24 protein-coding genes are annotated in these 19,601 nt (G+C 41.5%); 22 read left to right on the top strand and 2 right to left on the bottom strand.

Going from position 1 to position 19,601, the window contains the following annotated elements:
• The first annotated feature begins 425 nt into the window (after window positions 1-425).
• From EDD74_RS11685 to EDD74_RS11775, 19 genes are all read left to right on the top strand, one after another.
• Window positions 426-647 carry a hypothetical protein gene (locus tag EDD74_RS11685; RefSeq protein WP_008977190.1) on the top strand — a complete coding sequence of 74 codons (222 nt, stop codon included), beginning with the start codon at window positions 426-428 and terminating at the stop codon, window positions 645-647.
• Between the two features lie 125 nt (window positions 648-772).
• Window positions 773-2,590 (top strand): glycosyl hydrolase family 18 protein, encoded by a 1,818-nt coding sequence (locus EDD74_RS11690; RefSeq protein WP_116441036.1) that lies wholly within the window; start codon window positions 773-775, stop codon window positions 2,588-2,590.
• Between the two features lie 94 nt (window positions 2,591-2,684).
• Window positions 2,685-3,368, top strand: coding sequence for an N-acetylmuramoyl-L-alanine amidase (locus tag EDD74_RS11695; protein WP_016441301.1), 684 nt, complete (start codon window positions 2,685-2,687; stop codon window positions 3,366-3,368).
• Window positions 3,369-3,409: 41 nt separating this feature from the next.
• Window positions 3,410-4,933 carry an L-threonylcarbamoyladenylate synthase gene (locus tag EDD74_RS11700; RefSeq protein WP_039861707.1) on the top strand — a complete coding sequence of 508 codons (1,524 nt, stop codon included), beginning with the start codon at window positions 3,410-3,412 and terminating at the stop codon, window positions 4,931-4,933.
• Entirely contained in the window at window positions 4,930-5,355 is a 426-nt protein-coding gene (rpiB, locus tag EDD74_RS11705; protein ID WP_008977163.1) for a ribose 5-phosphate isomerase B, read from the top strand. Before EDD74_RS11700 ends, rpiB begins: the two co-directional genes overlap by 4 nt.
• Before the next feature lie 10 nt (window positions 5,356-5,365).
• Entirely contained in the window at window positions 5,366-5,995 is a 630-nt protein-coding gene (gene upp / locus EDD74_RS11710; RefSeq protein WP_008977162.1) for a uracil phosphoribosyltransferase, read from the top strand.
• Window positions 5,996-6,078: 83 nt separating this feature from the next.
• A complete protein-coding gene (locus EDD74_RS11715; RefSeq protein ID WP_008977161.1) occupies window positions 6,079-6,288 on the top strand; it encodes a pro-sigmaK processing inhibitor BofA family protein in 210 nt (69 codons plus the stop codon).
• Window positions 6,289-6,536: 248 nt separating this feature from the next.
• Window positions 6,537-7,445 carry a P-loop NTPase family protein gene (locus EDD74_RS11720; RefSeq protein WP_116441037.1) on the top strand — a complete coding sequence of 303 codons (909 nt, stop codon included), beginning with the start codon at window positions 6,537-6,539 and terminating at the stop codon, window positions 7,443-7,445.
• Window positions 7,442-8,644 carry a CpaF family protein gene (locus EDD74_RS11725; RefSeq protein WP_116441038.1) on the top strand — a complete coding sequence of 401 codons (1,203 nt, stop codon included), beginning with the start codon at window positions 7,442-7,444 and terminating at the stop codon, window positions 8,642-8,644. The genes EDD74_RS11720 and EDD74_RS11725 overlap by 4 nt, the downstream gene beginning before the upstream one ends.
• Entirely contained in the window at window positions 8,601-9,356 is a 756-nt protein-coding gene (locus EDD74_RS11730) for a type II secretion system F family protein (protein WP_116441039.1), read from the top strand. The genes EDD74_RS11725 and EDD74_RS11730 overlap by 44 nt, the downstream gene beginning before the upstream one ends.
• 1 nt (window position 9,357) lies before the next feature.
• Window positions 9,358-10,653: a type II secretion system F family protein gene (locus tag EDD74_RS11735; protein ID WP_116441040.1), complete on the top strand. Its 1,296-nt coding sequence runs from the start codon at window positions 9,358-9,360 to the stop codon at window positions 10,651-10,653.
• Window positions 10,654-10,734: 81 nt separating this feature from the next.
• Window positions 10,735-10,911 (top strand): Flp1 family type IVb pilin, encoded by a 177-nt coding sequence (locus EDD74_RS11740; RefSeq protein ID WP_008977156.1) that lies wholly within the window; start codon window positions 10,735-10,737, stop codon window positions 10,909-10,911.
• 15 nt (window positions 10,912-10,926) lie between these two features.
• The gene (locus tag EDD74_RS11745; RefSeq protein WP_116441041.1) at window positions 10,927-12,291 is read left to right on the top strand and encodes a DUF5702 domain-containing protein; all 1,365 of its coding nucleotides are present in this window, start codon (window positions 10,927-10,929) and stop codon (window positions 12,289-12,291) included.
• 176 nt (window positions 12,292-12,467) lie between these two features.
• A complete protein-coding gene (locus EDD74_RS11750) occupies window positions 12,468-13,289 on the top strand; it encodes a pilus assembly protein (protein WP_242990048.1) in 822 nt (273 codons plus the stop codon).
• The gene (locus tag EDD74_RS11755; RefSeq protein WP_116440864.1) at window positions 13,277-13,699 is read left to right on the top strand and encodes a prepilin peptidase; all 423 of its coding nucleotides are present in this window, start codon (window positions 13,277-13,279) and stop codon (window positions 13,697-13,699) included. The genes EDD74_RS11750 and EDD74_RS11755 overlap by 13 nt, the downstream gene beginning before the upstream one ends.
• Entirely contained in the window at window positions 13,696-14,100 is a 405-nt protein-coding gene (locus EDD74_RS11760) for a TadE family protein (protein WP_116441043.1), read from the top strand. The genes EDD74_RS11755 and EDD74_RS11760 overlap by 4 nt, the downstream gene beginning before the upstream one ends.
• Window positions 14,084-14,839, top strand: a complete 756-nt coding sequence (locus tag EDD74_RS11765; protein WP_116441044.1) for a DUF6382 domain-containing protein — start codon at window positions 14,084-14,086, stop codon at window positions 14,837-14,839. The genes EDD74_RS11760 and EDD74_RS11765 overlap by 17 nt, the downstream gene beginning before the upstream one ends.
• 153 nt (window positions 14,840-14,992) lie before the next feature.
• On the top strand, window positions 14,993-15,370 hold the full coding sequence (locus EDD74_RS11770) for a RidA family protein (protein ID WP_008977150.1): 378 nt from the start codon (window positions 14,993-14,995) through the stop codon (window positions 15,368-15,370).
• 214 nt (window positions 15,371-15,584) lie between these two features.
• Window positions 15,585-16,214 carry a rhomboid family intramembrane serine protease gene (locus tag EDD74_RS11775; RefSeq protein ID WP_116440865.1) on the top strand — a complete coding sequence of 210 codons (630 nt, stop codon included), beginning with the start codon at window positions 15,585-15,587 and terminating at the stop codon, window positions 16,212-16,214.
• Here the strand turns inward: EDD74_RS11775 and EDD74_RS11780 are convergent.
• The gene (locus EDD74_RS11780; RefSeq protein WP_116440866.1) at window positions 16,192-16,917 is read right to left on the bottom strand and encodes a sensor histidine kinase; all 726 of its coding nucleotides are present in this window, start codon (window positions 16,915-16,917) and stop codon (window positions 16,192-16,194) included. The two genes, EDD74_RS11775 and EDD74_RS11780, sit on opposite strands and share 23 nt — an antisense overlap.
• A gap of 135 nt (window positions 16,918-17,052) precedes the next feature.
• On the opposite strand from EDD74_RS11780, the gene EDD74_RS11785 reads away from it, so the two are divergent.
• Window positions 17,053-17,466 carry an HIT family protein gene (locus EDD74_RS11785; protein ID WP_016439504.1) on the top strand — a complete coding sequence of 138 codons (414 nt, stop codon included), beginning with the start codon at window positions 17,053-17,055 and terminating at the stop codon, window positions 17,464-17,466.
• Window positions 17,467-17,485: 19 nt separating this feature from the next.
• Entirely contained in the window at window positions 17,486-18,034 is a 549-nt protein-coding gene (locus EDD74_RS11790) for an RNA polymerase sigma factor (protein WP_116440867.1), read from the top strand.
• A 58-nt stretch (window positions 18,035-18,092) separates the two neighbouring features.
• Here the strand turns inward: EDD74_RS11790 and EDD74_RS11795 are convergent, their stop codons facing one another.
• Entirely contained in the window at window positions 18,093-19,157 is a 1,065-nt protein-coding gene (locus EDD74_RS11795) for an undecaprenyldiphospho-muramoylpentapeptide beta-N-acetylglucosaminyltransferase (protein WP_008977145.1), read from the bottom strand.
• A 177-nt stretch (window positions 19,158-19,334) separates the two neighbouring features.
• Between EDD74_RS11795 and EDD74_RS11800 the strand changes: the two genes are divergently transcribed.
• Window positions 19,335-19,520 carry a hypothetical protein gene (locus EDD74_RS11800; RefSeq protein WP_116440868.1) on the top strand — a complete coding sequence of 62 codons (186 nt, stop codon included), beginning with the start codon at window positions 19,335-19,337 and terminating at the stop codon, window positions 19,518-19,520.
• Window positions 19,521-19,601 lie beyond the last annotated feature (81 nt).

Here is a 19,601-nt window from a genome sequence, read left to right on the forward strand (position 1 = left end):
GAATACTTACTTTATAATAGTATAAACAAAAAAAAAAAATATGTAAAGAAAATACTTGCAAAGTCAGGAGAAATTATTTATAATGCGGGTATGAGAAGACAGTGTCCCGGTAATTATGTATAAGAGAAAAGGAGGGATACAGAAGCAATATCTTATGTTGGTGAAAACATTCTCAGGAAAATCTTTCAACAATTCTATTTATTCTAAATTAATTCGATTTTCTAAGTGATTCAGCTAAATTTCAAAACTAAAGCAGTTACAATTACAAATAATCATTTTATAAAATGCACATAATAATTAAAATGTCCATTTGCTGTCTTCTTTTTTCAGCAGAAATCTGTTTTGCGAAGAATATATCACATGCACCCAGGTCTTAGCAAAAAGCGGAGGAAGCCATAATTACCGTTTGGACGGGAAGGAACGAAGTGAATAGTACAGAAGAAAAATACAGACAATTTTTCATAGAGCTGGAAGCATATGAAAAATGCGGGATTCCAATGTCTATGGACGGAGAACCGGCAAGTCCGTTACAGATTGTCAATGCACATATGGCAAAAGAAAGCAATGCATATATGCGGGACTATGTGATGGATGATGAGACTGGAAGCCTAAAAGAACTTCATTTTCAAAAAATAGCAGCAAAATAATACGAATCCCCTCAATGTAGAGTATTAAGAAATTCTTATTATTTTTTGAAAACGAGGAAAGTATGTAGTAATCTGTCGAAAAAAGAAAATGCATATGGTATAATAGGTCAGGTAGGAGGTAGGCTATGGATAGAAGAGAAAATGATCGAAGATATAGAAGCCGGGCGGAAATGCTGCGTGACCGAAGACGAAGAAGAAAGCGGACATGTCTGATTGAGCTTTTGATCGTATTATTTTTTATCATTGTAGTTGTCGCTGTGGCAGGTATATTTGTATGGAAAAAATATGGTCCATCGAAGGTGAAAGCTGATTTGAATGAATATTATGGTGTAGATGCCGCAGAGCAAGCTGCAGTTATTGTGAACAATACGATTCTGGAACAGAAAGGGATTGTGTCTGACGGACAGTTTTATTTACCATATGAGGCGGTACGTCAAGAGATTGACGGTGGATTTTACTGGAACGCAGCCGAAGGCACACTGCGCTATACGTTGCCGTTAGATCTTGTGGAAGTACCGGCAGAAAGCAAGGAATATACGAATGCAGGTCAGAGGGAATCCAAGGACTATGTAATCGTAAAAAATATCGGGGACCAGACTTATATCGCAGTGGATTTTATTCTGGAGTTTGGGAATGTCACTGCAAAGACTTATAAGAGTCCGAACAGAGTAGTTCTCTTTGATGATTGGGGCAAGGTGAAGACGACAACTGCAAAGAAGGATACGCAGATGCGCTGGCTTGCAGGTGTTAAGAGTGATATTCTGACGGAAGTTAAGAAGGGTGACCGTGTATATTTTATAGAAGAGGAAGGTGACTGGAAGAAAGTCCGCACAGAGGATGGTATTATCGGATATATAAAGAGCAGTGCATTAAAGTCTGTGAAGACAGAAACAATCACCTCTTCTTCCAAAGCCCCGGAATATACAAGTATGACAAAAGATTATAAGATTAATCTTGCCTGGCATCAGGTTACGAATGAAATAGCAAATGAAACGTTAAGCGAAACGATTGCATCGACACAGGGATTGACAACAATTTCACCTACATGGTTTACAGTTGCCGATACAGTGGGAAATCTGAATTCTATCGCAAGTTCAGCTTATGTGGATACGGCTCATGCAGCGAATCTGGAGGTATGGGCACTTGTGAGGGATTTTGACGGTGGCATCGACTCGCCGGAAGAGACATACCAGTTGTTAAGTTCTTCTTTGGCCAGAAAGACTCTGATCGATAATCTGATGATGCAGGTACAGCAGTATAATATTGATGGAATCAACGTGGATTTTGAGAAAGTTTCTGAGGAATGTGGAGAACATTTTATTGAGTTTATCCGCGAACTTTCTATAGAATGTCGAAGAAATCAAAAAGTTCTGTCGGTAGATAACTATGTGCCGATGGGATTTAATAGTCATTATGAACTGGAGGAACAGGGGAAGGTTGCAGATTATGTCATCATTATGGGATATGATGAACATTATGCCGGCTCGTGGGAGAGCGGTTCAGTGGCTTCTATTGACTATGTGGAAAATGGAATCCGGCAGGCGACAAAGGATGTGTCAGCAGAGAAAGTAATCAATGCAGTCCCATTTTATACAAGATTGTGGGAAGAAGTGCCAAAGACAGAGCAGGAACTTGCCGCGCAGGCTGGAACAGAGCAGGCGCAGTATAAGATGAATGTTACAAGTGAGGCTCTTGGAATGCAGGAAGCCGAGGCGTGTGTGGCACAGGCTGGAGCAGCCGTCACATGGGATGAAGAGACACAGCAGAATTATGCGCAATGGGAGTCGGACGGTGCCACATATAAAATATGGCTGGAAGATAGTTCTTCTATTGAGGCAAAATTAAAATTGATGGAGAAGTATCAGCTTGGTGGTGTTGCTGCATGGAAGCTGGGATTTGAAAAGCCTGAAATCTGGTCTGTGATTGAAAAATATATAAAATAGCGTCAGATTACAGAAAATTTCATAGAGAAAGAGAAATGATATTTTATTTCCCCCTCTCATATATTGTAATGATATAGGAAGAGGGGGGATTTTTTTGCAGAAAAAGATAGAGCTGATGATGGGAATTCTGCTGATCATGGCAGCCTTGATCGGGGGGAAGACACTGACGAACGCAGTTTCCGGGAAAATTTCAGAACAAAAAGAACAGGCGATTGTGATGATCGATCCAGGGCACGGAGGTTTTGATCCTGGAAAAGTCGGGGTAGATGGTTTGGCTGAAAAGGATTTGAATCTGGCGGTTGCCAAGAAGCTTCAGAAGATTTTGACAAAGAATGGTGTGCATGTTGTGATGAGCCGTGAAGAAGACACTGCACTTTGTGAGGAAACAGCTCCGAATAAAAAGATTCGCGATATGAAAAAAAGAACAGAATTGATCAATCATAGCAAAGCGTCTATCGCTGTCAGTATTCACCAGAACAGTTACCAGACAAGTGATGTGAAAGGGGCGCAGGTATTTTATTTTACACATTCCGTAGAGGGAAAGAAGGCAGCAGAAATTTTGCAGAAGCATTTAAAAACGGTAGATGAGACAAACAGGAGAGAGGCAAAACCTAATGATACTTATTACATATTGAAAAAGACAGAAATACCAACTGTGATTGTAGAAGCGGGATTTTTGACAAATCCAGAGGAAGCTGCAAAACTTCAAGATGAGGCATATCAGGAGAAAATCGCACAGGCAGTCTGGGAAGGATTGAAGGAATATTTAAACTTGTAAAGAGGTTTATTTTTTAACAAAAGAATGCTATAATAGGGGGCATGGAAACGATAATAAAAGAAATACAAAGAACAAATATTGACGAAGATGTGATCGGAATGGCAGGGGTCATCCTGAAGGAGGGAGGGCTTGTAGCTTTCCCGACAGAGACTGTATATGGACTCGGAGCACATGCGCTGAAGGAAGAGGCGGCAAAAAAAACATATGCGGCGAAGGGAAGACCTTCTGATAATCCATTGATCGTTCACATTGCAGAATACCGGGCATTGGAAGAGATTGCGGTGAATATACCAGATAAGACTGCACTGCTGGCGAATCACTTCTGGCCAGGACCGCTTACGATGATTTTTGAGAAAAGTGCATTGGTACCATATGGAACAACCGGAGGACTGGATACTGTAGCAGTCAGAATGCCGGCGGATGAGGTTGCGCGTGCGATCATTTTGGCAGGCGGAGGTTATGTGTCTGCTCCGAGTGCAAATACATCCGGGCGCCCGAGTCCGACAACTGCGATGCATGTGAAGGAAGATCTGGATGGCAAGATTGATATGATCATCGATGGAGGAAGTGTGGAGATCGGAGTGGAATCGACGATCCTTGATATGACTGTGACACCTCCGATGATCCTTCGGCCGGGAGCGATCACAAAGGAGATGCTTGAGGAGGTGATCGGTGAGGTCACAGAAGATCAGGCAATTGTCAGTGATAAGAGCAAGGAAGCTCCGAAGGCACCGGGCATGAAGTATCGACATTATGCGCCGAAGGCAAAGCTGATGATTATTGAAGGAGATACAAAAGAGGCGGTCAAGGCAATCCGGCAGGTTGCGTTTGAGCAGGAAAGACTTGGTTATAAAGTTGGAATCATTGCTACAGACGAGACGGCAGAAAAGTATAAAAGAGGTATTGTAAAAAATATCGGGACACGGGAAAATGAATATACGATCGCTCAGAATTTGTATCGTGTCCTCAGAGAGTTTGACGAGGAAGATGTCGATTATATTTACAGTGAAGCTTTTGCGATGGATGGGATTGGCTCGGCGGTTATGAACCGTCTCAAAAAAGCTGCGGGGCATCATATGCTTCGGGCAGAAGAGATCACAAGGCTACAAAAATACAGACGGATCCTTTTCCTGAGCAATACAGACAGCAGCAGAGGGCCGATGGCAGCAGAGCTTCTAAGAAATCAGGAACTTTTGCAGGAGTATGATATTGAGTCAAGAGGACTTGTCGTACCACTTCCAGAGCCGGTCAATCAGAAGGCAGAAGCGATCATGAAGAGTCAGGGCATGTCGATCGCAGATTATAAGTCAAGGCAGTTTACGGAGGAAGATCTTGACGAGGAGACACTGGTGCTTGCCATTGATGACAGGCATAAATGGAGTGCAGTGGCAGATTATGAGAATATCAAAAATGTATATACACTGGGAGAATATATAGATGATGACAGGAAAATCCCATCTGCATATGGACAGCCATTGACGGAGTATGGTAGTGTATACGAGATGATGAAAGAATTTATCGAGAAACTGGCACAAAAGCTGAACGAGGAGGTAACAAAAGCATGATAGCAATCGGATGTGATCACGGTGGATATGAATTGAAACTGGAGATTATCAAATATTTAGAGGAAAAAGGTCTGGAGTACAAAGATTTTGGATGTGACGGGGAATCTGTGGATTATCCAATTTATGCCAAAAAAGTAGGACAGGCAATTATAGACGGAGAATGTGAGAAGGGGATTCTGATCTGCGGAACAGGAATTGGGATTTCCATCGCAGCAAACAAAATGAAAGGGATCCGCTGTGCGCTCTGTTCAGACTGCTTTTCAGCAGAGGCGACAAGATTACACAATGATACGAATATTGTCGCTTTAGGAGGACGTGTGGTAGGACCGGGACTTGGTGTGAAGATTGTCGATACATTTTTAAACACACCGTTTTCCGAAGATGAAAGACATAAGAGACGTATTGCATTAATTGAAGAATAGGAGAAAAACAATGGGAAAAGTACTGGTAATGGAACATCCGCTGATCCAGCATAAAGTAGGAATTATCCGAAGAAAAGAAGTCGGATCAAAAGATTTCAGAGAGATCATCAGCGAGATTGCAATGTATATGTGCTATGAGGCGACAAGAGATCTGAAATTACAGGATGTCGAGATTGAGACACCAATCTGTAAGACAACTGTTAAGGAACTGGCAGGAAAGAAACTGGCTGTTGTGCCAATCTTAAGAGCTGGTCTTGGAATGGTAGAAGGGATGCTTACGATGATTCCGGCGGCAAAGGTAGGTCATATCGGACTTTATCGTGATCCGGACACATTGGAACCGGTAGAATATTACTGCAAGCTTCCGGCAGACTGCGGGGAGAGAGAAGTATTTGTCGTAGATCCGATGCTTGCGACAGGAGGATCCTGCGTTGCAGCGATTCAGATGCTGAAGGATAAAGGTGTGAAAAATATTCGTTTCATGTGTATCATTGCGGCACCGGAAGGTGTGAAGAAGCTTCAGGAAGCACATCCGGACGTGGATGTCTATATTGGGGCTTTAGATGAGAAGTTAAATGATCATGGATATATTGTTCCGGGACTCGGGGATGCGGGAGATCGTATTTTCGGAACAAAATAGAAACAAGAGCCAAAAAATAAAGAGAGCATAAACTCCCAGACAAGTCCATATATATGAGATAAGAACAACTGGAGAAGGAAAAGATGGATGAAAATCGTTCAAGCATCGTTGTAAATTTTATTGTCCGGGCAGTCATTGGTCTGGGAGTTATTTTCTTTACAAATGAAATCCTCGCATCCAGAGGAATTTCAGTGGCGGTGGGGCTGAATGGCCTTTCCCTTTTGACATCGGGAACCCTTGGATTGCCGGGGGTCTGCTTACTTTACGGGATTCTTTTCTACCAAAACTTGTGAGTATTTCACAAAAAGCGTCAAATCTAAAAATGCATATAGACAAAAGGAAAAGATGTCGATATAATACAACATACAAACAGAACATTTCTAAATGAAATATCATTCTATGGTCAAGGGACCATTACATATCAAAAGAGGCTGGCAGTAAGTACAGCCAGATTCCATTACAAATTCAAAAGGAAAAATCCAAAACACAAAAATTCAAAAAGGAAACTTCAAAACACATAAACAGAAATGGAAGTGATGCATTGAAAGGAAAAATACTTGCAATCTGTACACAAGAGCCAGAGTATGCAAGAGGTCTGTCGGAGTACATTTTGGGAAGAAGAGAACTGTTGTTTCAAGTGATGGTCTTTTTAGATCTGGAGAAACTAAGACAGTTTATAAATGAACATAGAGTAGACCTACTGCTTCTGGATGATATTTATGCTGATACAGAAACGATGGATGTTAAACAGGTATTTATGTTGTGTGATGATCGGAATTACAAAGAAACAGATTGCTATCATCCAATCTATAAATATCAAAGTGGAGAGAAGATTATTGCAGAAATTCTAAGCTGCTGTGCAGAGGAGGAGGGAAGTGAGACAATTCTGAGGATACAGAAGGCAGATGTGGAGGTGATCGGTGTTTACTCGCCGATACATCGAATCGGAAAGACACAGTATGCACTGCAGCTTGCAAAAGAATTTGCAAAGAAAGGGAATACACTTTATCTGAACTTGGAGGCGTATGCCGGCAGACAGGAGGGAGAAGAGGAGACAGGAGGGCTTACAGAAATTTTGTATTATCTCAGGCAGGGCTGTAAAAATATGGGAATCCGGCTGGAGACATTGGTGAAGCATGAGGAGGCAGTTGACTATCTGGTACCGATAGAAATGTATCAGGATCTGAAATCGGTCACAGAAGAAGAGTGGAAGCAGCTTTTGACCGAGATTGCTGAGAAAAGTATTTATGAGACAGTAGTGCTTGATATCGGGGATGCAATTCGGGGAACGTATGGAATATTAGAATTGTGTTCCTGCATTTATACACCAGTTGTGCAAGAGGAAACGGCACAGAGAAAACTGGAGCAATATCGGGACAATCTGACTGCAATGGGTTTGGATTGTGTGCTTGAGAGAACAATTTTTGTGGAGGTGAGGGAATTGTTATGAGAGATACAGAGCATTTATATCAGAAAATCATGGAGGAGTTGGATCTGTCCAGAGAGATAGAAGACGAAGCGCTGATGGAGTTAATCTATACCGTATTATCGGAAGAACGAAGAGAACACTATATGTCACTTCAGGAGATGAATATGCTTGGGAAGGAGTTGTTTAATGCATTCCGAAAGCTGGACATCCTTCAGGATTTGATCGAGGATGAGGAGATCACGGAGATTATGATCAATGGTGCGCAGCATATCTTTATGGAAAAAGCAGGAGTTGTGACAAGACTGGAGAAGCGGTTTGCATCGAGACAAAAGTTGGAAGATGTTGTGCAGCAGATTGTTGCAGGATCCAATCGAATTGTGAATGAGGCAAATCCGATTGTGGATGCAAGGCTTCCAGATGGTTCCCGTGTCAATGTCGTACTTGCTCCGATCGCGCTGAACGGACCGATTGTGACGATCAGAAAGTTTCCGAAAGAGGCAATGACGATGGAACGTTTGAAGAAGTTTGAGGCAATCTCAGAGGAGGCGGCTGATTTTCTGGAGCAGGCAGTGAAAGCAAGATATAACATCTTTATCAGTGGAGGGACCGGATCAGGAAAGACGTCAATGCTAAATGCGCTTGCACAGCATATACCTGCTGGGGAGCGTGTCATCACAATTGAGGATAATGCCGAACTTCAGATCCGGGGAATTGAAAATCTTGTAAGGCTTGAGGCTCGTAATGCAAATGTGGAGGGAACTGGTGAAATCTCAATCCGGGATCTGATCAAGTCAGCGCTTCGCATGCGACCTGACCGGATTGTTGTCGGGGAGGTCCGGGGAAGTGAGGCAATTGACATGCTGCAGGCGATGAACACCGGGCACGACGGCTCACTCAGCACGGGACATGCCAACAGTACAAAGGATATGTTCAGTAGACTGGAAACAATGGTGCTTATGGGTGTGGATCTTCCATTGAGCGCAGTACAGAGGCAGATTGCTTCCGCAATTGATCTTGTTGTCCATCTGGGAAGACTGCGCGATAAGAGCAGGAAGGTGTTGGAAATCTCAGAGGTGCTTGCTTATGAAGAGGGGGAGATAAAGGTACAGAGTCTGTATCGATTTGAAGAGACTGGAAGAAAAGATGGAAAGGTGCAAGGGAGGCTAAAATGGGTTCATGAATTACAAAAGAAAGAAAAGCTACTGGCAGCAGGATATTAAAAAGGCAGAGTATGGAAAGGCAGCGTTCAAAGGATTAGCGTTGTTATCAGGGATTGCATATCTATTTTATGACTTCTTTTTAGGGGGTCTGATGTTCTCACCATTTCTGGTGATCTATCTTCGTATTTGGGAAAAACAATATATAAAGAAACAGCAGCAGGAATTTTGTGTTCAGTTTAAAATGAGTCTGCAGTCGATGTCCTCGGCGCTCAATGTCGGATATTCGGCAGAAAATGCACTGAAGGAGACGGCAAAGGATCTGTCATTGATCTATAAAAAAGATACACGGATCATGAGAGAATATACTTATATGATTCATCAGCTCAATATGAATGTACCTTTGGAGCAGATCTGGAAAGAGTTTGCAGACAGGGTAGGACAGGAGGATGTCTCGAATTTTGTATCTGTCTTTGTGGCAGCAAAGAGAGCAGGAGGGGACAGCATTGAGATGATCCGAAATGCGGTAAAGCAAATCTGTGAGAAAATTGAGGTGAAACGTGAGATTGAGATGACAATGTCAGCAAAAAAGTTAGAATTTCAAGTAATGTCGGTGGTTCCCTTTGGAATTATTTTCTATATGAGGATAGCATTTCCGGATTTTGTAGAGGTACTTTATAGAAATTTTCTTGGGATTTTTGTGATGACTGTCTGTCTGGCTGTTTATGCAGGGGCATTTTATATGGGAAAAAAGATGATTGAAATCGAGGTGTGAGATGATTGTTTCGATAGGAATATTTATAGCATTGGCAATCGCCGTTATTTTGTATCAAAAGAGAAAGCTTCCGGAATGGTGTATGAGAAAGAACAGCAGAAATATTTTTCTGATGCTGCTCGGTGTGAATTCACTTGCCGCGTATCTGTTTTATGTGGATCAACAGGCGGAATTTATGGGAGAACATGCAAGACTGGAGCGAAATAACTGTGGGGAAGGAGTGCGAACAGAGAAGTTGATCGCAAAGACAGGTGGAAGAGAGATTCCGATTACGATAGAACTTCCTGAGAGGCAGTACAATGGAAAGGAGTTGGAGAAAGCATTTGAAACAGCGATGAAAGAGTTGGATGGTATTATTTTGGACAAAAATAAGACATTTGATGAGGTGCGGAAAGATTTGAATTTCCCATCCAGGATTCTGGATATGCCGATTACCGTTTCCTGGGAAGTAGACAACTATGAGGTGATCAATGTTCTCGGAGAGTTGCAGACAGAGGCACTCAGAGAAGAGGGGACAATCGTTCAGATTACAGGGAAACTGAAATATGGAGAAGAGGAGCGGATCTATATGAGAAGCGCCAATCTGTTTCCACCTAAATTAAAAGGCGATGAGAAGATCGCAGCTCAGCTTGCAGGGCAGGTTGCAGAGAAAGAAAAGGAACATCCGGAACAAAAACAGGTAGAATTACCAGAGACTTTAGAGGGAAAACCGGTCAGCTGGCGACGTCCGGAGGAAAACAGAGGATATGTCATTTTAGGACTTGGATTGGTTGGAAGTATTCTTCTGATTCTACTGGAGAAAGAAACGCAGAAGGAAGAAATGAAAAAGAAGAAAAAGCAGATGATGATAGATTATCCGGAAATTCTAAACAAATTTGTGTTGTTTCTTGGAGCCGGAATGACAGTAAAAGCTGCATGGCAGAAAATCTCTTCTGATTATGAAAAAGGGAAAATAATGGGAAAGGAGCGGTTTGCATATGAGGAAATGGCATATACGCTTAGAGAAATGCAGGCAGGGGGTTCCGAGAAAGAATGTTATGAGCATTTTGGAAAACGGTGTGAGGCTGTGTGTTACATGCGCTTTGGAGCTTTGCTTTCCCAAAATCTGAAAAGAGGATCAAAAGGGTTAGCCGATCTTCTTAGGCTGGAAGCAGTCAATGCATTTGAGGAGCGAAAGCGTGCGGCAAAAAAAGCAGGGGAAGAAGTGGGGACAAAGCTTCTGGCACCGATGTTTTTCATGTTGACAGTGGTTCTGGTTATTGTAATCGTGCCGGCATTTTTGTCTATGCAGTTTTAAAAAAGAGAAAGAAAAGAGGAGAGTGGACGGGATGGAGCAGAGATATTTCGAGAAACATTTTGCGGGAAAGGGGGTGAAATTATGTGGCGGATCCGACAATTTTTTGCATGTTTGAAAGATGAAAAAGGAATTGGTGTTGTGGAAGTTATACTGATCCTTGTCGTGTTGATCGGACTTGTAATTATTTTTAAGTCACAGCTGACAAGTTTGGTAAACTCAATCTTTCAGAAGATCACGAGTGAAAGCTCAGGGATTTAAGGAGTGACAGAGAAGATGAAGAGAGGAGAAATGACAGCTTTTATCAGTCTGGTCTTTGTGTTGTTGGTTGGATTGATCGGGGCGGTGATCGAGAGTGCATCGGTACAGACTGCAAAGAACTATCGCAGAGCGGATATGGATCGAGCGCTGCAGTCAGTATTTGCAGAGTATCACAGAGAGCTTCTGGCAGAATATGATATTTTTGGAATAGCGGCCGGCTATGAGACCGGGACATTTTCTTTTGAAAATATTGTAAACCGGCTGGAATTTTATGAGGCGGCGGGAATGACGCAGGAACCAGAAAAGCTACAGTTTCTGACAGATGATGATGGACAACCTTTCAAGGAGCAGGCAGTCAAATATATGAAAAGTAGAATGGGTGTTGATCTTGTAGAGGAACTGACTGGAAACTGTGCGGTATGGGAAGAGCAGAGTCAGCAAAGTGGATCTTATGAAGAACAGGGAAGTGATATCTCACAAGAGTTGGATTCAAAACTTCAGGAAGGAGAAAGTGAACTTCCTTCGGAAAACAATCCGCTGGAAAACATTTCTAATATCAAAAAATCAAATCTTTTACAGGTCGTTATTTCAAATCCGGAACAGTTATCACAGAAACAAATATCGTTAGGGGGACTTCCGTCTCATCGCAACTTACAAAAAGGAATTGGAAGATTCCCGACAAAAAGTGATGCACAAGGTAAGATTTCTTCTCTCTTTTTCTGTCAGTATCTTCTGGAGCATTTTGGAAATGCAGTGGATCAGAAGAAGGAAAATACACTTTCTTATGAAATGGAATATATTTTGGAAGGAAAAGAGAGTGACCAGCAAAATTTAGAAGCGGTTGTGAAGAAGCTGCTGTTGATGAGAAGTGGGGCTAATTATCTGTATCTTCTGACCGATGCGGGAAAACAGGCAGAGGCAGAAACACTTGCAGTATCATTGTCTACTGCGATCGCGCTTCCAGTGTTAACCGGACTTGTCAAGCAGGCAATACTCGTTGCATGGGCATTTGGCGAAGCAGTGATGGATATCCGAGCGCTTCTAGATGGAAAACGAGTTGCTCTGATCAAGACTCATGACACGTGGCAGTTGCAGCTTTCAGGGCTTCTGAAGCTTGGGACAGCAGGAGATCAAAAAGAAGGAATGGATGCCGAAGGTGGACTTCGCTATAAGGAATATCTGATGTTTTTATTTTTGCTGAAATCAGAACAAGTCTGTACGATGCGCGCCCTTGATCTGATTGAGATGGAAATGAAAAAGAAGCCGGGCGAAGAGACCTTTCAGGTGGATCATTGTGTGACAAAATTACAGGTAAAAAGTAAGTGCAAGATTCGAAGAGGAGTGAATTATCAGTTTTCAACTTACTTCGGATATGAGTAAGCAACAGATTGTGTAACAAAAGAAAAGAATATAATACTAGGAGGTGAATGCAAATGCCCTTTCCGTCAAAAAGGCTCACAAATTCAGAACGAATTTTTATTCAAAAGTACAGTATAAAATTAAGAAAGGAGAAAGACTCTTTCATATCCCATGCTCACCGGGACAGACTACAAATCTTGGAAAGGGCATTTTCATTCATCTCCAAAAAGGTGAAAAGCTTCTTTGTTCAGAAGGGAGATAGGTACAAGAAAAAAGAACGAAAACTGCATGCGGTGATTACCATTGAAGCTGCACTTACAATCCCTTTGTTTTTCTTGGCAGGAGTGATGCTGATCTATTTACTGGAAGTGCAGGCGACTAGGATCAGCGTAAAAATGGGAGCCGATACAGCGGCAAAAAAAGCGGCGGAGCGAATCTATCTTGCTCCAGTGCTCCTACCATCAAAAGTAGAGTCAGATATTGTAGGAGCAATTGGGCAGAGACGGTTAAGCCAAAGTATGATTGCCGGCAAATCCGGAGGAATTGACTGTCACAAGTCAAGAGTGTGGCCGGGATCAGGAATCATTGAAATTATCGTGGAATATAAAATTCAGCCACCAGTTAGAATTTTTGGGATTCCTTTGATTTCACAGACAGAACGGGTCAGGATCAAGGGGTGGAATGGTTATCAACAGGGAAGTTATATAGAAAAACAAGGGTATGTGTATATTACAGAAACGGGAACAGTCTACCATAAAAGTTATCAATGTACACATTTGAAATTAGCAATTCGGGCAGGAAACGTATCCGATGTTGCAGATCTCAGGAACGAATATCAAGGGAAATATTATCCATGTGAAAAATGTAAGGCAAAGTCTGCATCCGGGATGATTTATTACACAGTATCCGGGGATCGTTATCATGCTTCCCTTGGGTGCAGTGGGCTAAAAAGAAATATCCGGGCAGTGAAGCTGTCAGAGGTCGGTGGAAGAGGAGCGTGTTCAAGATGCGGACGGTAGGAACAATCAGTATTTTTTTATTTTTAGTAGTCTGTGCGGCGATAGATTTGAAAAAGAGGAGTCTTCCGATGTGGCTGCTGTGGGCAGGAAGTCTCGGAGTTCTTTTGATCAGTTTGTGGAATACCAGGCTGAATCTATTTTCGCTATTTCAGGGGGCTGTTCCGGGAATAGTTCTGGGGATAATAAGCTGGATCACAAGAGAAGCTGTGGGCTATGGAGATGTATGGATCATCACTCTTTTGGGGATTTACCTCGGAATCTGGGATACCGTCACCTTGGTATGCATTGCGTTCTTTTTCAGCAGTATTGCCGCAGTGGGATGTCTGGTTTGGAAAAAATTCCGGAGGGATACGAGGATTCCGTTTGTTCCTTTTCTTACAGCAGCATATGTGGGGGTGGTTTTTTTATGAGGATGAAAGCAAGTGCGACCATTGAGGCGGCGGTTGCGTGTTCCGTATTTTTTCTTAGCTTTTTTTTAGTTATCAGAGGAGTGTTTTATTATCATGATAAAAATATTCTGATGGGAACTGCCTATGAGGCGGCAGTTGTGCATAGCCAGAAAAAAAGAAGTCCGGAAGCTTGTACTATTGCGGAGGCAGAGCAGTCGTTTGAAATTGCGGCAAGGAAAAGGATGCTGTTATTTTCAGCAGTGAATCTGACGATTGAGGAGACCGATCAAAAGATTACTGTACAAGGGATTGCATGGAAAGGGAGAATGAAAATTTCTGTGAGCCAGAGTGCGGCTGTGACAGAGCCGGAGAAATTTATCAGAAATATGAGAAAGGCAGGAATACATGAAGACGGAGGTTAAAAGAAATCTTGACAAGACATACTTACTTATCGAAGAGGAGGGCATTTATGAAGAGGATTATCAAATGCATATGCTAAGGGAAAATAAAATTCCAGGTCTGCTTGAGGTACGTGGAAGAGGAGCCGGGGAGAACAGTCAGTACTATTACGATATCAGTTGTAAAGTTTCAATGAAAACAAAATATGAAAAGATTCCCATTGGGTATGAGGAATTGAAAGCATTTTTATATCAGCTTCTGACCGTTATGAAGGAAATGAAAAAGTATTTTTTAAGTGAAAACAAGGTGATCCTTGATCCAGAGTTTATTTATTATGAAAAGGGAGTGTTCTTTTTCTGTTTTTTGCCGCGTTATGCAAAAGAGACGACGAACGAGTTCCGGCATCTGGCAGAATATTTTGTCAGCCGGGCAGAATATCAAGAGAAAGAATGTGTATTTCTGGCATATGAGCTGCATAAGATTTCCATGCAGGAAAATTACTCAATGAAACAGATTCAAATGCTGATGGAAACAGACTGGAAAGAGCAGATGGAACAGCTGAGATCACAGCAGAAGGGGTATGTTACAGAGGAGGGAATATTGGATGAAACTGGTTGGGAAGCCGGAGAAAATATAGTGCTGCGGGAAAAGGATGGATGGTTTGTGGAATGGAAGAAGCATACAAAAAAGATTTTTTCAAAAAAGAAAAAATGGGGAGAATGGGACGAATTAGAGATGTTTCGGGATGACGATACAGTCTAGGAGGAAGGAGATGCTTGTGAAATTTGGACAAAGAGAAGGGAGATTCAAAGCGGATGCTACTGCAAAATGGATATTTTTTGTTGAGAAATCATTCCTTAAGTGGTATTATGAAAATTAGAAAATAAGTTCTATGAAATGAAGGAGGGTTTAACTATGTTAAAAGTAATCAGTACAGAAAAGGCTCCGGCAGCAATCGGACCATATTCTCAGGCAATGGTATTTGGAAATCTGATGATTTCTTCAGGACAGATTCCAATTGATCCTGCTACAGGTGAAATTGCAGGAACAACAATTCAAGAACAGGCAGAGCAGGTAATGAAAAATATCGGTGCTGTTCTGGAAGAGGCAGGAGCAAACTATACAGATGTTATGAAGACAACTTGTTTTCTTGCTGATATGTCTGATTTTGCAGCGTTTAATGAAGTTTACGGAAAATATTTCACAGGCAAACCGGCTCGTTCCTGTGTTGCAGTGAAGACACTTCCAAAGAATGTTCTCTGTGAAGTGGAAGTAATTGTTGCATTGGCATAATTTTAAGAATAGTTACAAGAGTGAGCAGTTTATGGTTGATGTGCTCACTCTTTTTGTACGCAAAATAAAAAAGAAACTGAATGCGGGGTGCTGTGATGGAGCTGTTGGAATATATGGTCCTTAGGAAAGAATCCGGAAAGGTTCTTGACACACACTTATTTTTGCTTAATACTAATAATTAATGTGACTTTATAAAATGAAATGGTGGTAAAGCGTGAAACAGGAAAAGAAAGCAGTCTGTACAATAGCAATGATCGTGATCAATATCACAATATTTCTTGTCCTTTCCTTTCAAGGAATGACAGAAGATGGAATTTTCATGTTTCATCACGGGGCAATGTATGTACCCAGCATGCTTGAGGATGGGGAATATTATCGCCTGTTTACAAGTATGTTTCTACACTTTGGATTTGAGCATTTGATGAACAATATGTTCATATTGGGTGTGATCGGATGGAATCTAGAATTAGAAATCGGAAAATGGAAATACCTGGCAGTCTATCTGTTAAGTGGACTTATGGGGAATCTGCTGTCTGCGTGGATGGACATACAGACAGGGGAATATGCTATTTCTGCAGGGGCGTCAGGGGCAATCTTTGGGGTGATTGGGGCATTATTCTATGTAGCGCTTCGAAACAGAGGACGAATTGGAAACATCAGCAGCAGAGGACTTGCATTTATGGTTCTATGTAGTCTCTACTTAGGCTTTACAAGTAAAGGTGTGGATAATTCGGCTCATATTGGTGGAGTTATCAGCGGAATTTTGCTGGCAGCTATATTGTATCATAAGAAGAAATATCCAAATGGCAGGGACAGTCAGCTTAAAGAGGAAGCGAAACTGTAAAGGTAGCTCCCAATCCCGGCTTTGAGGAGACGGTCAGAGTACCGCGGTGGGAGTCAATGATCCGTTTGCAGATTGCCAGTCCAAGTCCGGTTCCATTTGTCTTATAGGAGGTAAATGGAGAAAAAATGGTTGGAATCTGTTCGGAAGTAAGACCGCATCCGTCATCCGTGATTTCGACAATCACGTGATGGTCATTGCAAAAGGCCTTTAGTCTTATAAGACCATTTTCTGTGATGGCATCTTTGGCATTCTGAAGAAGATTTAAAAGTACTTCCTGAAGCTTTCGCTGGTCTCCGATCAGATCCGGAAGATTGTCTGCGATTTCAGAACAAAATTGGATGTTCGTCTGTTCAAGAGAAAGTGCAAAGGACAGTGCGATGTGTCTGAGAAATACCGAAAATGGAAAGACAGACAGGTTCAAATGTTCGCCGTGATTATAGGAGGAAAGTTCGTCCAAGAGTCCACAGATATATTTGACATCCTCAAGTGTATCTGACCAGTGCTGGATTTTTGTAAGTTGTGGCTGTTGCGCCTCCATTAATTGAAGAGAACTGTACACAAGTGTCAGTGGGTTACGGATTTCGTGCGACATTTTGGAAAGGATAAACTCATATTCTTTCATGAGTTTTTCAATCAAGATCTGTATTTCAGGATTTTGTTTTGCAAGAACCTTTAGCTTTTGTGAATCTGTTGTATTAAGCATACAAATCACCTCTCTGAGACGAGTGTAACATTGTAGTCACATGGATTCAACTATATTCCGACGACAAAGTTCGACAGAAAGAGGTCGGAAAAGTCAGACAGGAATGACATAGAAAAAACGAAAGAAGGAAAAATAATGAGAGATGAAAAATGTATTTTTTGTAAAATAGCAAATGGAGAGATTCCATCGGCAACACTTTATGAAGATGAGGACTTTAGGGTTATTTTAGACCTTGGACCGGCATCTAAAGGACATGCTTTGATTTTGCCAAAGGAGCATTATAAAGATTTGTATCATCTTGATGATGAGATCGCGGCCAAGGCGCTCGTTCTTGCAAAAAGAATGATCACAAAGCTGACAGAAGTACTTGGATGTGAGGGATATAATATTGTGCAGAATAATGGAGAATTGGCAGGACAAACTGTTTTTCATTTTCATATGCATCTGATTCCAAGATATAAAAACGACAATGTCGGGCTGGGATGGAATGTCGGAACACTTACAGAGGAAGATAAATTGGAAATTTTATCAAAGTTGAATGAACAGTAAGATAGAACGGGGTACCTGAGTGAGTCAGAAATTAAGTGAGAATATAGATTTTAATACGGCATATGACAAGTATGTAAATCTCGTTTTCAAAACAGCGTTGAATTACTCCGGAGATCACTATGTGGCAGAAGAAGCTTCTCAATATACATTTATGCAGTTATATATCCAGTTTGAACAAATAAAAAGAGGAAATATAAAGTCATGGCTGATTACAACTGCAAAAAATTATGTGTTAAACTATAATAAGAAGGTAAAATGGGAGCTTACAGACGAGAATATCGTAGAATTATGTGATATGAGGGAAGCTGCCCGCAGTACAGAAGAGAATGTGTTTATAAAAACAAAAGAAGAAAAGCATACATTGTTACGGAAAGAAATTTTTACTCAGCTATATCAGAAAAATCCGAGATGGTGGCAGGCAGTGGTGCTGGCGTATATTTATGAAGTACCGCAGGAAGACATTGCAGTGAAAATGAGAATAGAGCTAAATGCTCTGTATCAGATGCTTTACCGAGCAAGAAAGTGGATTACAAAGAATTATAGAGAGGAATTTGAAAAGCTGATCTAAAAAGGGACTGTCACGAAAATATTTTGTGACAGCCCCTGACGTTTTAGAAAGCATCCGACTATTTGCAAACAGATTCAATCAGTTCAATAATTGTGTCAATGGAATTTTGTTGATTGGATTGCTGCATCGCTTTGATATAAGATTCCCTGTCGCGGAACAATGTCTGCAAAGAATCAAGTAAGGTGGATTTATTTAATTCCTCTTCCTCGAGAACTTTGCTGAATCCTTGCCGTTCAAAAGAGCGAGCGTTCAAAATCTGGTCTCCGCGACTTGCATTTGCGGAAAGTGGAATCAGGAGATTCGGTTTATGCAGAGCGAGCAGTTCACAGATGGCATTGGCGCCCGCACGAGAAATCACTACATCAGCCAGGGCAAACAAATCTTTCAATTCGGATTTAATATATTCAAACTGAACATATCCTTCCAAGGACTTGAGAGAATCGTCTACCTTGCCTTTTCCACAGAGGTGGATCACATGAAAATCTTTAAGAAGATCAGGCAAAATCTCGCGGACTGCATTGTTGACGACAACGGAGCCGAGGCTTCCTCCAATGATTAGAATGACTGGTTTCCCTGCGGAAAGGCCACAGAATTTTAATGCGGCATCAGCATTTCCCGTGAGGAGTTCCTGTCGGATCGGAGAGCCGGTGAAGACCGCTTTTTCTTTTGGCAGGTGTTCTAATGTCTCCGGAAAGTTACAGCAGATTTTTGTGGCGGCAGGAATCGAAATTTTATTTGCAAGTCCCGGGGTCATATCAGATTCATGAATGATCGTTGGGACTTTACATTTTTTTCCAGCCATTACAACCGGAACGGTTACAAAGCCGCCTTTGGAAAAAATGACATCTGGCTGTAGTTCTTTGATCAGTTTTTTTGCTTCGCCAAATCCTTTTAATACACGGAATGGGTCTGTAAAGTTCTGCAAACTGAAATATCTGCGGAGCTTTCCTGATGAAATTCCATGATATGGGATGCCAAGCGGTTCGATCAGCCCTTTTTCCATACCATTATAAGAGCCGATGTATTGAATATCATACCCGAGTTCCTTTAAACGGGGAAGAAGGGCAATATTAGGTGTTACATGTCCGGCAGTTCCTCCGCCGGTAAGAATAATACGTTTCATGATGTTCCTCCGAATCTTTTCTATATCTAAGAATCATATTAAACAGATTTGAGAAAATGTCAAGAAAAAACAAAATAGTGAAGGTTGAGAAAAGAGGAGTGCATGTAAAAAATTCTATTGCCGTATATAAATGAGATAAAAAAATAAAATTCCTTTTGAGAGAAAGAGAGGTGGCAGATGGAAGAAAAATTCAAGCAGTTTTTGAAGAAGCAGATGGAAAAAGAGGCGGAACAAATAGAAAAGGAAGTTCTTTCAAATGAATCTTTAAAAGAAGTTCAGGCGCCAGACACATTGCGGGAAGCATTGGCAAAAAGCATAAAAGAATATGAAAAGAATCGGACAGATGCTCCTAGTATAGAATAAATTAAATTTCTGCTATATATTTTTGAGATGATGTATGGTAAAATAGTGTTATCAAAGAAAGGATGATCGCTATGAGAAAAA

Source organism: Faecalimonas umbilicata, assembly GCF_004346095.1.
In the GTDB taxonomy this organism is placed as follows: Bacteria; Bacillota; Clostridia; order Lachnospirales; family Lachnospiraceae; genus Faecalimonas; species Faecalimonas umbilicata.

What these genes read in the sequence shown, in the direction of transcription:
- EDD74_RS11690 (WP_116441036.1), top strand. Translation starts at nt 773, where the DNA reads ATGGATAGAAGAGAAAATGATCGAAGATATAGAAGCCGGGCGGAAATG.
- EDD74_RS11700 (WP_039861707.1), top strand. Translation starts at nt 3,410, where the DNA reads ATGGAAACGATAATAAAAGAAATACAAAGAACAAATATTGACGAAGAT.
- rpiB (WP_008977163.1), top strand. Translation starts at nt 4,930, where the DNA reads ATGATAGCAATCGGATGTGATCACGGTGGATATGAATTGAAACTGGAG.
- upp (WP_008977162.1), top strand. Translation starts at nt 5,366, where the DNA reads ATGGGAAAAGTACTGGTAATGGAACATCCGCTGATCCAGCATAAAGTA.
- EDD74_RS11715 (WP_008977161.1), top strand. Translation starts at nt 6,079, where the DNA reads ATGGATGAAAATCGTTCAAGCATCGTTGTAAATTTTATTGTCCGGGCA.
- EDD74_RS11725 (WP_116441038.1), top strand. Translation starts at nt 7,442, where the DNA reads ATGAGAGATACAGAGCATTTATATCAGAAAATCATGGAGGAGTTGGAT.
- EDD74_RS11730 (WP_116441039.1), top strand. Translation starts at nt 8,601, where the DNA reads ATGAATTACAAAAGAAAGAAAAGCTACTGGCAGCAGGATATTAAAAAG.
- EDD74_RS11735 (WP_116441040.1), top strand. Translation starts at nt 9,358, where the DNA reads ATGATTGTTTCGATAGGAATATTTATAGCATTGGCAATCGCCGTTATT.
- EDD74_RS11740 (WP_008977156.1), top strand. Translation starts at nt 10,735, where the DNA reads ATGTGGCGGATCCGACAATTTTTTGCATGTTTGAAAGATGAAAAAGGA.
- EDD74_RS11745 (WP_116441041.1), top strand. Translation starts at nt 10,927, where the DNA reads ATGAAGAGAGGAGAAATGACAGCTTTTATCAGTCTGGTCTTTGTGTTG.
- EDD74_RS11755 (WP_116440864.1), top strand. Translation starts at nt 13,277, where the DNA reads ATGCGGACGGTAGGAACAATCAGTATTTTTTTATTTTTAGTAGTCTGT.
- EDD74_RS11760 (WP_116441043.1), top strand. Translation starts at nt 13,696, where the DNA reads ATGAGGATGAAAGCAAGTGCGACCATTGAGGCGGCGGTTGCGTGTTCC.
- EDD74_RS11765 (WP_116441044.1), top strand. Translation starts at nt 14,084, where the DNA reads ATGAAGACGGAGGTTAAAAGAAATCTTGACAAGACATACTTACTTATC.
- EDD74_RS11770 (WP_008977150.1), top strand. Translation starts at nt 14,993, where the DNA reads ATGTTAAAAGTAATCAGTACAGAAAAGGCTCCGGCAGCAATCGGACCA.
- EDD74_RS11780 (WP_116440866.1), bottom strand. Translation starts at nt 16,917, where the DNA reads ATGCTTAATACAACAGATTCACAAAAGCTAAAGGTTCTTGCAAAACAA.
- EDD74_RS11785 (WP_016439504.1), top strand. Translation starts at nt 17,053, where the DNA reads ATGAGAGATGAAAAATGTATTTTTTGTAAAATAGCAAATGGAGAGATT.
- EDD74_RS11795 (WP_008977145.1), bottom strand. Translation starts at nt 19,157, where the DNA reads ATGAAACGTATTATTCTTACCGGCGGAGGAACTGCCGGACATGTAACA.
- EDD74_RS11800 (WP_116440868.1), top strand. Translation starts at nt 19,335, where the DNA reads ATGGAAGAAAAATTCAAGCAGTTTTTGAAGAAGCAGATGGAAAAAGAG.